The sequence below is a fragment of the Mediterranea sp. ET5 genome (assembly GCF_023337025.1).
Taxonomy (GTDB): domain Bacteria; phylum Bacteroidota; class Bacteroidia; order Bacteroidales; family Bacteroidaceae; genus Phocaeicola_A.
On record NZ_JAMBLN010000020.1, the window covers coordinates 51,555 to 65,769 of the forward strand.

The 14,215-nt window shown below is 50.1% G+C and carries 12 protein-coding genes; 3 read left to right on the forward strand and 9 right to left on the reverse strand.

Annotated features, from left to right (window positions below):
• Window positions 1-76 precede the first annotated feature (76 nt).
• A complete protein-coding gene (locus tag M3087_RS11775) occupies window positions 77-1,357 on the forward strand; it encodes an O-acetylhomoserine aminocarboxypropyltransferase/cysteine synthase family protein (RefSeq protein WP_249095937.1) in 1,281 nt (426 codons plus the stop codon).
• 76 nt (window positions 1,358-1,433) lie between these two features.
• On the opposite strand, the gene M3087_RS11780 is transcribed toward M3087_RS11775, so the two are convergent.
• Entirely contained in the window at window positions 1,434-1,889 is a 456-nt protein-coding gene (locus M3087_RS11780; RefSeq protein ID WP_022385216.1) for a cupin domain-containing protein, read from the reverse strand.
• Between the two features lie 180 nt (window positions 1,890-2,069).
• Between M3087_RS11780 and M3087_RS11785 the strand changes: the two genes are divergently transcribed.
• A complete protein-coding gene (locus tag M3087_RS11785; protein ID WP_249095939.1) occupies window positions 2,070-2,444 on the forward strand; it encodes a winged helix-turn-helix transcriptional regulator in 375 nt (124 codons plus the stop codon).
• A gap of 343 nt (window positions 2,445-2,787) precedes the next feature.
• Here M3087_RS11785 and M3087_RS11790 read toward each other — a convergent pair whose 3' ends face one another.
• Window positions 2,788-3,687 (reverse strand): diaminopimelate dehydrogenase, encoded by a 900-nt coding sequence (locus M3087_RS11790; RefSeq protein WP_022385229.1) that lies wholly within the window; start codon window positions 3,685-3,687, stop codon window positions 2,788-2,790.
• Window positions 3,688-3,784: 97 nt separating this feature from the next.
• Here M3087_RS11790 and ruvA point away from each other — a divergent pair, with 97 nt between their 5' ends.
• The gene (gene ruvA / locus M3087_RS11795; RefSeq protein ID WP_249095941.1) at window positions 3,785-4,381 is read left to right on the forward strand and encodes a Holliday junction branch migration protein RuvA; all 597 of its coding nucleotides are present in this window, start codon (window positions 3,785-3,787) and stop codon (window positions 4,379-4,381) included.
• Between the two features lie 10 nt (window positions 4,382-4,391).
• On the opposite strand, the gene M3087_RS11800 is transcribed toward ruvA, so the two are convergent.
• The 7 genes from M3087_RS11800 to M3087_RS11830 form a co-directional block, all read right to left on the reverse strand.
• Window positions 4,392-4,967, reverse strand: a complete 576-nt coding sequence (locus tag M3087_RS11800) for a uracil-DNA glycosylase family protein (protein ID WP_249095942.1) — start codon at window positions 4,965-4,967, stop codon at window positions 4,392-4,394.
• A 144-nt stretch (window positions 4,968-5,111) separates the two neighbouring features.
• Window positions 5,112-8,156 (reverse strand): fimbrial protein, encoded by a 3,045-nt coding sequence (locus M3087_RS11805; protein WP_249095944.1) that lies wholly within the window; start codon window positions 8,154-8,156, stop codon window positions 5,112-5,114.
• A gap of 16 nt (window positions 8,157-8,172) precedes the next feature.
• Window positions 8,173-9,168 carry a fimbrial protein gene (locus tag M3087_RS11810; RefSeq protein ID WP_249095947.1) on the reverse strand — a complete coding sequence of 332 codons (996 nt, stop codon included), beginning with the start codon at window positions 9,166-9,168 and terminating at the stop codon, window positions 8,173-8,175.
• A 21-nt stretch (window positions 9,169-9,189) separates the two neighbouring features.
• Window positions 9,190-10,128, reverse strand: coding sequence for a FimB/Mfa2 family fimbrial subunit (locus M3087_RS11815; RefSeq protein WP_249095950.1), 939 nt, complete (start codon window positions 10,126-10,128; stop codon window positions 9,190-9,192).
• Window positions 10,129-10,263: 135 nt separating this feature from the next.
• A complete protein-coding gene (locus tag M3087_RS11820) occupies window positions 10,264-11,364 on the reverse strand; it encodes a hypothetical protein (protein ID WP_249095953.1) in 1,101 nt (366 codons plus the stop codon).
• A 57-nt stretch (window positions 11,365-11,421) separates the two neighbouring features.
• Window positions 11,422-12,876: a DUF3868 domain-containing protein gene (locus tag M3087_RS11825; protein ID WP_249095956.1), complete on the reverse strand. Its 1,455-nt coding sequence runs from the start codon at window positions 12,874-12,876 to the stop codon at window positions 11,422-11,424.
• A 14-nt stretch (window positions 12,877-12,890) separates the two neighbouring features.
• Complete coding sequence (locus tag M3087_RS11830; RefSeq protein ID WP_249095959.1) at window positions 12,891-13,469, reverse strand: DUF3575 domain-containing protein; 579 nt, start codon at window positions 13,467-13,469, stop codon at window positions 12,891-12,893.
• Window positions 13,470-14,215 lie beyond the last annotated feature (746 nt).

Below are 14,215 nucleotides of genomic sequence, written 5' to 3' on the forward strand. Positions count from 1 at the left end.
CAAAATTACAATATTTTCCCTACTTTTGCGCCATTCAACTTCATTTAGAGAATCAAAATATAAAACTGATAACATTATGACAAAGCAAACTAAACGCGGCACACTGTGTGTCCAGGCAGGATGGACACCCAAGAACGGAGAGCCTCGTGTACTCCCCATCTACCAAAGCACCACCTTCAAATATAGCAGCAGCGAAGAGATGGCACGCCTCTTCGACCTGGAAGAGAACGGCTATTTCTATACCCGTCTGCAGAACCCTACCAACGACGCCGTGGCAGCCAAGATTGCCGCACTCGAAGGCGGAGTGGGCGCCATGCTGACCTCCTCGGGACAGGCAGCCAACTTCTATGCCGTCTACAACATCTGTGAAGCCGGCGACCACCTCGTCTGTGCCACGGCAATCTATGGCGGCACGTTCAACCTCTTCGGTGTCACTCTCAAAAAGATGGGCATCGACTGCACCTTCATCGACGCTGATGCCAGCGAAGAGGAAATCAGCAAGGCCTTCCGTCCGAACACCAAAGCCCTCTTCGGCGAGACCATCTCCAACCCGGGCATACAGGTGCTCGACATCGAGAAGTTCGCACGCATCGCCCACAGCCACGGGGTACCCCTGATTGTCGACAACACGTTCGCTACCCCGATCAACTGCCGTCCGTTTGAATGGGGAGCCGACATCGTGACCCACTCCACGACCAAGTATATGGACGGACACGCCGTGTGTGTGGGCGGAGCAGTCGTCGACAGCGGCAATTTCGACTGGGACGCACATGCCGACAAGTTCCCCGGATTGACCCAACCCGACCCCTCGTACCACGGGCTGACCTACACGAAGGCATTCGGCAAGATGGCATACATCACCAAGGCAACGGCACAGCTGATGCGCGACCTCGGTTCCATCCAGTCGCCGCAAAACGCGTTCCTGCTCAATCTCGGACTGGAGACCCTCCATCTGCGTGTCCCCCAGCACTGCCGCAACGCCCAGACGGTGGCTGAATACCTGGAGAAGCATCCGCGTGTTGCCTGGGTACACTATTGCGGGCTGAAGAGCAACAAGTACTACGAACTGGCGCAGAAATACCTCCCCAACGGCTCGTGCGGCGTCATTGCCTTCGGACTGAAAGGCACACGCGAGGATGCCATCCACTTCATGGACAGCCTGAAGATGATCAGCATCGTGACGCACGTGGCGGACGCGCGCACCTGTGTGCTCCACCCAGCCAGCCACACGCACCGTCAGCTGAGCGACGAGCAACTGAAGGAGGCTGGCATCGCTCCGGACCTGATACGCCTCTCCGTCGGCATCGAAGATGTGGAAGACATCCTGGCGGACATCGAGCAGGCGCTGACACGCTAAACAACTAAAGAACAGGAGGATGCATCCGCCCTACAAAGAGCCGGATACATCCTCCTGAACATGCCGGGCACTTCTGTCAGTCGCCCCACTCCACGCGTTCGGACAGGATATTGCCATCCTGGGCATCGTCCGCCGTGAAGGTCCCACCCCGGTATTGCACACAGAGCATCACGAGCGGAGCAGTCCCGTTGTTACGCACGGAACGGCGTCCTGCCGGAGCGACACGGACCACGCTCCCCTCTCCTACGGGGAACACCTGTCCGTCCACCTGAAATTCCCCTTTTCCGCTGAGGAAGAAGTAGAGCTCCTCATGCTGCTTGTGCGTATGCAGGAAACCGGTCTCAGTCCCGGGCTGGAACAGCTGAAAAGAGAACTCTCCGCCCGTGGCATGCACCGCCGTGCCTCCGAAGACCTTACCGGGAACCTTGACATCCGGTCCCAGTTCCAGCACATAGTCACTCAGTTCACTCAACTTGCCAACCTCTACAGCCGTGAAGTTGGCAGCTTCTGCAATTTGCTTCATCTGTTTCATACGTCTACTGTTTTTTCTTGTCTGTAGTTGTTTCATGCCGATGATTCACTACCTTTGCAGCGTCTGAAGTTCCCTCACCGACGGTGCAAAGGTAACAGTCATTCCGCTTACAGACAATACGTTACCTGAAGGGAAGCTAGTTACCTCCAACTCACTTTTACTGTAAAACAAACCTTTGTCATGGCAAAAAATCTAGAAAAATATTCCATCATCGAGATTTGCCCCATCCGCAACGTGGTGTCACGGTTCGGCAACAAGTGGTCTTTCCTCATCATCCTGTTGCTCAGTGAAAACGGAAGTACCCGTTTCGGGCAGTTGGGCAAGCTCATCCCCGACATTTCCACCAAGGTGCTGTCGAACACGTTGCGCGTTCTCGAAGCGGACGGTCTGCTGAAGCGGACGGTCTTCCCGGAAGTTCCCGTCCGGGTAGAGTATGAGCTGACGGACACCGGGCGCAGCCTGGTCCCTATCATTCTTTCCCTGACGGAATGGGCGCAGAGCCACATGGCATCCATCATGCAGCACCGGAAGGATTTTGAGAGCAAAGAGGGATAAAGCTGTTCTCCGACGGACGACCTGCCGATGGGATTTCCAGTTCCACGCCGTGGGAATGTCAGTTCCACGCCGTGGAACTCATAGTCCCAGCCTTTGGGACTCGCAGTTCCACGCTTTGGGACTCACAGTCCCAAGCCCTGGAACTCGAAGTCCCAAGCCGTATAGAACCAAACGCCTTGCTGAAGGGACGGAAAGGGCTCAAGCAAGAAGGGGGTGCTTGAACGGGTTGGGAGTGTGAACGAAGTGGGCAAGGAACAAGGATGTGACAGGCATCTATACAGCAAGTCCCGGAGCCAACGCCCCGGGACTTGCCCTATACTCATAAATTCTAATAGCCGTATGCTTATACCAGATGAGCGATCAGCTCTTCACGGTCACCCGGCAACATGTCGATGACAGGAATCTCAATCATCGTGTAGCAACCCGGTTGCTGCTTCATGGCGGCACGCGCCACATTCACCAGTACCTGAGCGGTCAACGCCGGATTGTTGATGTGCATGTTGAACTCGAAGAGCTGGTTCTGTGTCTTGCCCGACACACCCTTGCGCACCAGGTTCACACCGTGACCCATATCCTTCAAATCGTCCACACAGGCAACCTGCATCACGTGTGTCTCATCATGGGCGAAATACGGGTCAGCCTTGATGGCAGCCGTCACTTCGGCGAGCGTATGTCCGTCCTCGATCTCCACATAAACCATGCGGCGGTGGATACCGGTACCGACGGGAATGGTCATTGACAGGGCGGCCTTCACACCCTTGATGGCTTTCACTGCCACGGTGTGCCCCATGCTCATGCCCGGACCGAAATTGGTATAGCTGATTCCCTTGGGAGCAAGGCTCTGCATCAAGGTGCGGACGATGGAGTCGCTTCCCGGATCCCATCCGGCAGAAATGATGGAGACTGCCTGATGCTCCTTGGCCACCTTGTCAAGCGAACGGCGGAGGTCGACAATCTGCGTATGAATGTCAAAGCTGTCCACCGTATTGATGCCCAACGCCAGGCACTCCTTGGCATGCTCCTCGACGCTGCGGGTCGGTGTTGCAAGAATAGCCACATCCACATCGGAAAGTTCCTTAATGCTCTTCACTACCGGATAGGGTTCCAACTCTGCCGGCTTGTTTTCTGCACCATGACGACGGACGATGCCTGCGATCTCAAAATCGGGAGCCACTTGCAGTGCTTCCAACGTAAAATGTCCGATATTTCCATATCCGACAATGGCAGCTCTAATCTTTTTCATTTTTCTTTCCTGATTACAATTTTCTACTAAATGTGGTGCAAAAGTAGACAAAGCTCACTATATTTGCAATGAACATCTAGCAAATAAGTCAAAAAAGATGATAGAATACATCAAAGGTGATATTACGGAACTGACGCCTGCCACCGCAGTCATCGAGTGTGGAGGCGTAGGCTATGAAGCCAACATCTCCCTCAACACGTTCTCGGCGATACAGAACCTGAGCCGCACGAAACTCTACATTTATGAGGCCATCCGCGAAGATGCACACGTGCTCTACGGGTTTGCCGACAAGCAGGAGCGCGAACTGTTCCTGCTGCTCATCTCCGTGTCGGGCATCGGCGGAAACACCGCACGCATGATTCTCTCCGCACTGACGCCCACGGAACTGTGCAACGTAATCAGCAGCGGGAACGACAAGCTGCTCAAGACGGTGAAAGGCATCGGCCTGAAAACCGCCCAACGTATCATCGTCGACCTGAAGGACAAGATTGCCGCACTCGGTCTGGGCAATGCGTCCGGAGCGGCAGAGCTTCCGATGAACCTGCAAAACGAGATTGTGGACGAAGCGGTAGCTGCATTGACCATGCTCGGATTCCCGGCAGCCGCCTCGCAGAAGGTGGTCCACGCCATCCTGAAAGAGGAACCGGATAGCCCCGTGGAGAAGGTCATCAAGCTTGCCTTGAAGCGGCTCTGAAGATTCCCGTTCACACCATCCCCAGGTCGGCAAACATCGCCGCATAGAACACCGCCTTCTTCTCCAGCGACAACGGATAGGCGCGTGAAGACGACGGCATGCGGTAGAGCCTCATCGGACGTTCCTCCAACTGAAAAGGCGAATAACTGCCTACCGTCGGTGCCTGTATGTCAAAGGTCTCGCACAGGGTGTCGGTGGCTTTCTGTCCCGTCGTGACAATTGCCCGGCAATGGGGAATCTGCCGTAACAGTCCTCTCACGTCGGTAGGTTCCACCACTTCCAGGTATTTATCGGAAGCGTTGTCCTGCAAACGGCGTATGCTGGTGGCTGTATCGTACAGTGCGATGCCGCGTTCGTTCAGGAAGTCCACAATCATCTCTTTCCTGAAGCGTTTCGCCGCCACATCCACGAAGTGATTGCGGTCACCGAAAAAGACTTGCCCCACGATGCGCCACATGTCGTTGATGAAATTGGGGTAATAGAAGTCCATGCACCAACGTTTCTGTTGGGGCGGAAAGCTGCCCAGCATCAGCAGACGGGCATTAGCCGGAAGGAAAGGTTTCAGCGGGTGTTGTTCTACATTCATAATTCTCCTGTATCCAATGGTTCTGTGCGTGCAAAGGTAAGGAGAATACCGGCAAACTGGGAGGAATGAGGAGAGGAAAATGGGAGGACGTCCCATGAACATCCCCCCCATTCACTTTAGCAGTTCCGTTGTAATATCTTAAACTTATCTACGAATTGCATTTATTTCTGCCTGTGTGGCATCGCGTACACAGCGAATATATCCTTTTGTATTCTCTGAATTTTTATCCCACGCCGTAATGATTGTACCATTAAAATTAAAGGCACAACGGACGTTCGGATTTGAGAACTGTGTACTGCTTAAAGTTACCTTATCCATCCCCAATTCCTCAGCCACAGTAGACATTACGGTCAGTTCGCTCAAATTCGGGACACGCCACTTTCCTCTATCTGCCTGTGTCTCATAATAATCTGCACACGGGTTATTATCACTTGAATAAGCTTCTGCAACCGTATATTGCATCGGGGTTCCTCTTCTACTTATTATATAATCCGACGAAACCACAAATGCCGCAGGAAGCATATTCGCAGTACTTGTTTCATTATGCTCCGAATAAGGACGAGTCTGTTCAGCATGACGGTACAGCACATCATCCAGGCGGTCTCCAAAATCAAAAATATAATTTTTTTTGTCCAATGACTCCAAACGTCTTAATTTCCCATAAACAGGTCCAGCCAATGCTCCATCATCATATGGAGTGTCAAGATGTCCGGCACTCGGCAAATTGCGTACACAACGGATTTGTGCCCTATAACCGTATTGAGTTAATTCCGGTCCGTTTGGATCCGGCTTTCTATTGGAACCATAAGCACCAACTTCTATCGCCCAATACAATTCCCAGGGGTCATCACTTTCCGGAGATGGAGTATTTGAATAATACAACGAGCCCTTACCTACCAGACTCCAATCGACACCGAAAGGATAATTTGTGATGCTGGCTTTATCTCCACTGAACAATGCAGCACTTCCCAGCGAATTAGCACCTATACCCATCCGCAAATACTGTGAACGGGCTGGCAAATACCAGCGTATCTCCTCATTGTCAATTCTTCCATTTCTATTCAAATCACGATTACGGGCCAAACAGGCTTTAAAGGCACTTTTTTCCTTATCACTTGCGGACAATAAGCTCCAGCTATTTCCAGTCGTTGCATTGGGTTTTGTATAACCAATCTTTGTAAAATCGACTGTTCTGTCCGAGCTCGTATTCGCAATCATATTCGCCCTTCCGTTTGTTTCACTTCGACCAAAATTTGATTGCCGCAAGTCACCAAAGCCGGTAATGACTCCATATTCATTGTATGATTCTACACCCAAAGCATTGGTATTGTACGAGGAAGCCGGATTATAGAATGTCATGATGGATGACTGGGCTATATAAGTCCGGGCAGTTGCATAAGTACTATTCTTATCGGGACTCGACTGCCAATTGCTCGCAATCAACAACGTGCGTGCATCAGTCCGTGTAAAATCCGCCCAATCAACCGGTTCTCCATTCAAATCTTCCGTATAAAAATATTCATCCAGGAAAGCCGTAAAACGAGCATAGTATTCTCCCCCGACCAAACGGATTTCTAACCCTTCTACTGAAGGTCGCGAATCAGGATCTTCAACTAACTTCTTGACAGCCTGCCCCATCTTTTTACATGCATCCCATGGATTTAACATATCCTCGTCTCTTGTATCCGCATAACTGGTAATATCTTCCCCCGACTGAGGATAAAATTGGATCCATTTATAATCCAATCCGTTCAATTTGCTTTCATCATCTGTATAAGGCTTCATCAGTTCATCTGAAACAATCAGCACATTATTCATCGGAGAATGAATGGAGAGCATAAAACTTTGTGCAATCAATTCATCTACACGTTCTGCATCACCACGTGCATCCTCTTTTACCCTTTCAGCTATTTCCGAAAGATTGTAAGAGACAAAAACCTGTTCATAATGAGAATCCAAATAAAAAACTTCAGAACCTTCAGTCAACTCTATCACGTCGCCTTCAGCTCCATTCTGAAACTCACCACTATCTTCTTCAGACGTAGCTTCTACCACAATGTTATCTACACCTCTCACAGACATTGTATAAGTGTATATGAAGTTTCTCTTGACAGAAAAATCATCATACGCGTCTCCACTCCAATCTCCCAAGTGAATGGTATAAGAAACATCTGCCGACCTGAACAACAGACCATTTGCATCTGTTTCTACATACTTGCCATGGATAACGACATAGGTGCCATTATCAGGAGCATTCGTCCAGCTCTTCTTACCGTCAGCTGTTCCTTGTGACGAATCAAACGCTTCACGATCATCATATTTCGTACAGGCATTCTTTGCCTTTTGGATGTTCTCCGGTATATAAAACCCTGAGATTTTAGCCGTATCACCCGAACTGATATCAATATTAACCGGAGGTGTCGGTACATCATAATACACGTCTTCGGCAACATTACGTGTATCATCCTCAGCACCTACTACATACGATTTTCCTGCGACTCTATATATACTATAAGAATCCGGGGTGAACGACACTTTATGCCCACGGCGTTCACTGTCTTCAGACGACTGAGGCACCTGATAGTTCATGGCTATATTAAATCTCACTTGTGCCATTGGCCGTTTCAAGACAACAATATCACTCGTAGACCCATTCGTCACTGTAACCTTACCCTCTCCTGTTAAAGGAATTGTTTCTTCCGTAAGAGTCGGCAAAGAGTTTCTTTCGGTAAACACATCCTGCAACGCATACAATGTATTGAGAAATGCTGTTTCTCCCCGCTCTGCTGCTTCATCCAATGCCGACTGAGGATTTTTCCAATAAAGTGTTGTATTCTGATTCGCTATGGCATATACATTTTGTTCGCCTTCATATAGAGTAGCAGTAGTCGCATAATATCTCCCCTGGCCATCAACTCTTCCATTAGTTACTGACACATCTTCTGCCTTCAATAATGAATGACTGTTGGCATTAAAGACATACAAACGGAGTGAACTAATCGTTGATTTGCTGTTATCCGCCCTCGTGACTTCCACCTGCATGGAGTTTGGAACAGCAAATTTCAGGTCTACCTGAACTGGCTTATTCACGTCGGCACCTTCTGACGTACGGTTCATCAAGTCATCTTGACAAGCCGTAATGCCCATGACGCAAAGCATCGTGTATATAATATATCTTATCGTTTTCATAATGACTGCTTTTTAATCAACTGAACGGTGGAACATCTATATCCTTTTCACCCCAGGGAACAACCAAGATATCAAGGTCTGTCTCCACTTCTTTGTGGATGTTTACAATAGCACAGATTTCTACCTGGTCATTCCGATTGATGTAATTCCTTCCTGCTTCATCGAAATGGATAGTAACCGGAGTCGCCAATGCTTCAAATCCTTTCGTATTGGACACTAGCGAGAGTGTGAAATCGCTGATATCCTGTGACCCGGTTTCGTAAATATAGCCGGTAAATACCGCTTCATCCTTGTCCGGTGTAACTTCAACATTTTCAGCATTCAGTGGCATTTCATTGAATTGCACGCCATCAGGCAATTGCTGGGACTTGTCAAAGAGATAAGTACGGTCGGCAATAAACGGACCGAACTTCACTTGTTGCAAAGTAAAAGGTTCGCCCGACTGGTTGTCGACATAAAGTACCACCTTCGCCACTGTATGCACGATCTCAATCTCGATTCGCTGATTCTCCCCTCCCTTAACCTGTACACCTTCTTTCATGCCTGTGATGGGCAGACCGGAGGTACTGATCTGGCTGCGCGTTTTCGGGAAATAGGGAGCATCGGACGGATTGGTGATGACCCGGTTCAGGAAATCCTCGTCAACCGTACTGACGTCATCCAGGTCAGTCAAGCCTACGCTTGCCTCGTTGGCAATGACATAGAAGTTCTTTGTTCCTACGGGGACGCCGAGGATGGTCAGTGTTGTTTCCGGAACATCATTAAAATTTTGGACTGTATTGATTTCCACCTTACCGTCAGCATCGGTAATCAATACGCGGAGTGTCTTGATGCCTTCATTCTCATCAACATCGGCTGTACCCTGTCCGTCGGCACGGGTACTGAACACGAGATTGACCGTTGCGGTCTCGTCGGTGGAGCCTGCATAGTCTTCCTTGATGCAGGAGGACAGAAGGAACGTGAGCCACACGAGTGGCAGCAGGCATCTATATAATCGGTTCGTCTTTTTCATACGCATTGGTTTTCATGTCAGTTAATTCCATTCGGGCTTGCCGTCCACGATAACCCATTCGGGCAGTTCGATGGAGACGTTCACGCCGTGGAAAGTGATGGATATCGGCAGTGCTGCCTCTTGAAGAGTCACATCAATTTCATCGTCGTAGTACTGCAGGTAGTTGTAGATATTGCCACGCACCAGCTCTTTGCCGGTGGCTTTCTCGGTCAATACCAGCGTATGTTCGCAACAGTCTTCCGACAAGATACCGTCGCAGTCCATGCGGAACACCGCCAGGTCGTCCGTGCGATAACACTGCTCCGTGTCATCCCACACGAGGTCGGGATAGAGCGTTCCCTTCTCGTCCTGATTGACAGCATTGTTGAACGACGTCTGTGCGTTGGAGTTTTCAAGGCTCAACTGATAAGCGATGCCATCGGCATGTGTTCCCGGCGCAGGCAGTCCGTGTATTTCCACCTGCATGTCGATGTGCGAACTGTAGAGGGTCACTGTGTCGCGATACATCACCCCTTCGCCTCCGGGAAGAAAAAATTCCTTCTGACCCATGTAGTTGTGGTCATGCGACGTCACCGGATCGCCGCTTCCCCAGTTGGGATGCTGGATAAAGATGTCATCGAAGCTGGTAGCCTGCAGGTTCACCACCTCCGTTGCATCGTAGGCATTGCCAACCGCCACCACCTTATAACGTTTGCCGACAGGCAACTTGAACGACGGTTTGGCTGCAAAGTGTGAGAGTTCGTCCTGGTTGTAATGGCCGACGCCGAGGATGTGTCCGCCTTCATCGAAAACATACAGGTCTACCTTACTCATGTATTGATAAAGTACATCCGTATCGCCGTCCGCCAGATATTGGAAGTAGATGGTCACGTTGTCGCAATCATCATAGTCTTCTTTGATGCAGCCGGTAGCCAGGACGAGTGCCACCAGCATCAGCATTATGTTTCTTATTTGTTTCATATACTCATCCGTGTTTATTTGTTGACAAGGATCAAACTGTATGTTTATTCCGTAAGAGGGAGGGAAAAGAGAGCAAGGCGGAGCGGTTTGCAGTGCTCCGCCTTGCCATGATACGTGTTTATGATTATTGGGGGATTAGTTCCACTCTACAGTTCCATTGACCAAAGTCCAAGGAAGAATTTCAACAGTTGCTACCAATGTTGCATTCCTACCACCACCGGGAGTATAACCGAGATCTTCATCATCTACATCCAGACCGGTGATATTGTAAATGTAACCAGCTTTGAAAGTCTTAATGGTACCATCTTCACTTACACCTTCCAGACCCGTATGATCACCGGTAACTTTATACTTCGCAACTGTTGCAAAACGGTATTCTGACTCCAAGCCAGAATGACCAGCCTTATATGCTGCATCGCTGAAACACAAAGTCAGTTTAGGCAAGCTGGTCACATCCTCACCAGCACCGGCAGGGAAGATATTGTAAGCATAACACTGGTCATAAGCATCTTCACCTTCGCCACCTTGTGCAGGCCAGCCATTCTGATTGGTCAAGAAAGATGTTCCATCTGTCACGACGTCAAATACAGGTGCATCTGTCCAACTTTGAACTGTTGTCCAAACAGTATTTGCCGTTGTGTAATCATCCGCTGAAACTGATTTCAAATCGCCTTCACCTTCCTTCAGCTGCACGCCATTCAGGAACAAACCGTCAAATGTCAAAGATTGATAAACACACTCATTGTCTTCGTCCACATGCTTGATGCCAGAGAATTGCAAACGTGCCAAACGATGTTCGGGAGTCAGAGACGCCGTATAATGAGTTTCATCGGTTTGAGTAAAAGTAGTAGTTGTAGCATACAACGGTTCTGCCAAACCGGTTTCTACTACATCCGCCAATGCCAGACCACCAGCCTTGCCTCCATTGATTTCTACGGTCAAGCTTTTCGGATTCCGTACATTTTCAAATGTATAAGTATTGCCACTTTCCGCCTTTGCTTTAATCTGTTGTTGTCCAGAACCTGCTTCAAGCGTCAAAACAAAGTCATTCACTACTACCGGGAATGTTTCTTTGTTGCTCCCCGTCGTCGGCTTTTCCAAGGCACGGGTAATGGCATCCTGTACATTGACAGTTACGGTAGCTTCACCTTGGATGGTTTGTGCTTCTTCTTCATTACTGCAAGCAGTAAATGCCAGTGCTGCTGCTGAGAACATAATAAAACTTCTTAGTTTCATACTCTTTAATTTTAAATTAAACAATCAGTTAATATGTAGGTTCTTACACTTCGTGACTTACAGTTGTTCCATCACCTTCAGCAGTTGTTCCAGGTTGGTGCGTGCGTCGGTGTTACCCTCATTTGCCGACGCTTCAAGCAGGGCTTTTGCCTTGGCATACTCACCGGCTTTGGCGTATGCCACGCCCAGGGTGTTTTTTGCGGAAGCATCGAGTTGCTTGCCTTCCAGCAGGGCAATGGCGGCACGTACCTCGTTCTGCTCCAGCTTCGTCACTGCCGCATTGCCCAGTGCCACGGGATTCTCGGGATAGGTGCGGGCGGCAATGTCCATTGCCTCATTGTATTCCGCCGTCCCCTTGCCGTAGCTGCCGGCAACCTGATACATCTCATTTAGGCTCAGGAGCTTCGGACTTTTCCGGAGGAGTTGCCGCGCTTCCTCCAGGTTGAAGTTGCGCACGTTGTACTCGATGCGGTATTCGTTGCGGCGCAACGGACCATACATCTCGTTGAGCAACCGCTCGTAAATCTGTGGCGGAACCAATGCCTTCAGCTGTTCCTCGCAGGCATCCCGGTCACCGTCGCAACCGTCGATGATGGCAAGTACTTCATCTATTTTCAACAGACGGGGGTGCTTCTGCACTTCTTCGCGCAGCCCTTCCCAGTCTTCTCCCTTCCAGTCTACGTGCCACAGCGAGGCAGGGATACCGGTGTTCTGTTTCTTCACATAATCTGTAAAGGTCTTTGCCCGTCGTTCGGAGAGCTTCAGGTTGTAGGCCACCGTACCTTCGGGCGATGCGTAACCCGTGACGTAGATACCCGTTATGGTGAGGTCCTTATTGTCCTTCACGGCATCGATGGAAGCTTGCACGTCGGCGAGTTCACGGGCATTGTCCTTGAACTTCGGGTCAGTCGTGTAGCTGTCCTGACGGTATTGCAGACGGGCACTGCGCACCTCGTCACGCCGTTTCACCGGTTCGGGCACCGGCTCTTGCAAGGTCAGCCGATAGTCGGGTACGAAACGTGCCAATACCAGCGGGTCGAGCGTCGATGTCTCACCGCCCTCGCCACAGTCGGCACAACCTGTCACCGCCTCGCGCACCTCCAGCCGGCTGTCATGCATCCAGCGTGCAAAGGGTGCCGTGGCTTCGTAGCTGACGGTCTGCGCCTCGCCGTTCTTCCGACGGACGGTAGTCTGTACATGCTCATACACAGGCTTTCCCGTCAGTGCCTCCTGACGCCGGATGGCGCGGTTGCGGATGCGTCCGTTGATCACCACCGACGGGAGTTCCAGTTCGTTGCGTCCGTCTTTTGACACCAGTACAGGCACCAGCTGTGTGGTGTGCTGACGCTTCATCTTCACGTTGCTCAGGTCGAAGCGCATCGTCACACGCACCTCGTCGTCCACACGCCGCACCTCGCGGCCGCTCACCTCGATGTCCTTCATATAGCCCGTCTGGGCAAAGGCGCTCATGCCCGCCAGGAGCATGGTTGCCAGGAGAATATGTCTTTTCATAGTTGCCCTCCTCGTTACTTGATGATGTAGATGATTGACAGAGCCGCCTTCGTCAGCCCCAGGTAGTTCTTGTGTCCGCGCCCCAGCATTTCTCCGCAGTGGCCGCACTCATAACGCTTGTAGTTGGCATGGATGAACCCTAATCCCAGTTCGGCCTCCAGGCTCCAGCGGTTGCCGAGTATCCAGTGATAGCCGTAGCCCACACCGCCTCCGGCAAACCAGCCTTGTGCGCGTGAGTTTTCCAGTGCGCTGAACGTGCCGAAGGGCAAGTCAAGGTTCGAGAGGTTGAACTCTCCGCCCAGGGCATGGAGTGCAAAGAAGTGTCCGTTGAAGCGCTCGCAGAGCCAGTAGCGTCCTTCGGGCTGCACCATCCAGTGCTTCAGCTTCTTGTCGTCAGAGAAAGTCCAGGGATTGTAGTTGCCGGACACATCGAGTGTCCATTTCGGCGCCAAGCCGACTTCCACGCCCAGATTGAGTGTCGTGGTGGCATCATAGAGCAGGTTGCTCTTGACCGCCCACCTTTGGGCGTGCAGCGGAGCTGCGAACAGGAAGAAGAGCCCCGCCGTCAACAGATACAGGAGTCTGCGTTTCATATTGTAGATATTTAGTAGTTATCATTGTCTCTTTTCCACTCAGGGGAGCCGGATTCTGACAAAGGATCGCTCTCTTTAATGACCCTCGACTCCGGGTGCTCCGGCAACATCCGGTTGATTATCTCGTCTGCAAATATAAATTATTTTTCCAATAGATTGTATCCAAATTTTATTCCTGTTTTTACAATACAGGACTATCAGTACATTTGCTCCCGACGGCAAGAATCTCCAGAATTGAGACCGCATCGTCCTTCATTCAGCCTTCAAAATATAAATATTTATTACCTGTTTGTTTTCTCATGTACCTTACAGACCCATTTACTACACGCCATTTAGTAAAATACTCATTTTCAAAATTTAAAATTCAGGACAATTTAGACCAAAAGAAACGAATAAATATCCGACATTCATCCGCCCTGCACCTTTAATTATATACGCAACTTGCTTTACCATCAAAACGTATATATTTATTACCTACATCCGGAATCCTTCACCACACCTATCCCTACAGCAAACCCAACAAAACGCCTTCTTATTTTCCCAAAATTCATTTACATTTCCGATAATAATTTAACCCTTTCATTAACTTTTTTAACCCTCATCTTCCAGTCTCCTTTCCGGACATGCAACTGGAAATCCGCCTCGGTTGGAACAGGAACGGACGGGATTCAAACCTGAAAAGGAAGAAGCTGCCTGAATCTGACAGGAACATGGAAGTGGCGGAAAAGCATTCTTTCCATTCTATC

Coding starts and splice junctions, on each gene's coding strand:
- M3087_RS11775 (WP_249095937.1), top strand. CDS start 77: ATGACAAAGCAAACTAAACGCGGCACACTGTGTGTCCAGGCAGGATGG.
- M3087_RS11780 (WP_022385216.1), bottom strand. CDS start 1,889: ATGAAACAGATGAAGCAAATTGCAGAAGCTGCCAACTTCACGGCTGTA.
- M3087_RS11785 (WP_249095939.1), top strand. CDS start 2,070: ATGGCAAAAAATCTAGAAAAATATTCCATCATCGAGATTTGCCCCATC.
- M3087_RS11790 (WP_022385229.1), bottom strand. CDS start 3,687: ATGAAAAAGATTAGAGCTGCCATTGTCGGATATGGAAATATCGGACAT.
- ruvA (WP_249095941.1), top strand. CDS start 3,785: ATGATAGAATACATCAAAGGTGATATTACGGAACTGACGCCTGCCACC.
- M3087_RS11800 (WP_249095942.1), bottom strand. CDS start 4,967: ATGAATGTAGAACAACACCCGCTGAAACCTTTCCTTCCGGCTAATGCC.
- M3087_RS11805 (WP_249095944.1), bottom strand. CDS start 8,156: ATGAAAACGATAAGATATATTATATACACGATGCTTTGCGTCATGGGC.
- M3087_RS11810 (WP_249095947.1), bottom strand. CDS start 9,168: ATGAAAAAGACGAACCGATTATATAGATGCCTGCTGCCACTCGTGTGG.
- M3087_RS11815 (WP_249095950.1), bottom strand. CDS start 10,128: ATGAAACAAATAAGAAACATAATGCTGATGCTGGTGGCACTCGTCCTG.
- M3087_RS11820 (WP_249095953.1), bottom strand. CDS start 11,364: ATGAAACTAAGAAGTTTTATTATGTTCTCAGCAGCAGCACTGGCATTT.
- M3087_RS11825 (WP_249095956.1), bottom strand. CDS start 12,876: ATGAAAAGACATATTCTCCTGGCAACCATGCTCCTGGCGGGCATGAGC.
- M3087_RS11830 (WP_249095959.1), bottom strand. CDS start 13,469: ATGAAACGCAGACTCCTGTATCTGTTGACGGCGGGGCTCTTCTTCCTG.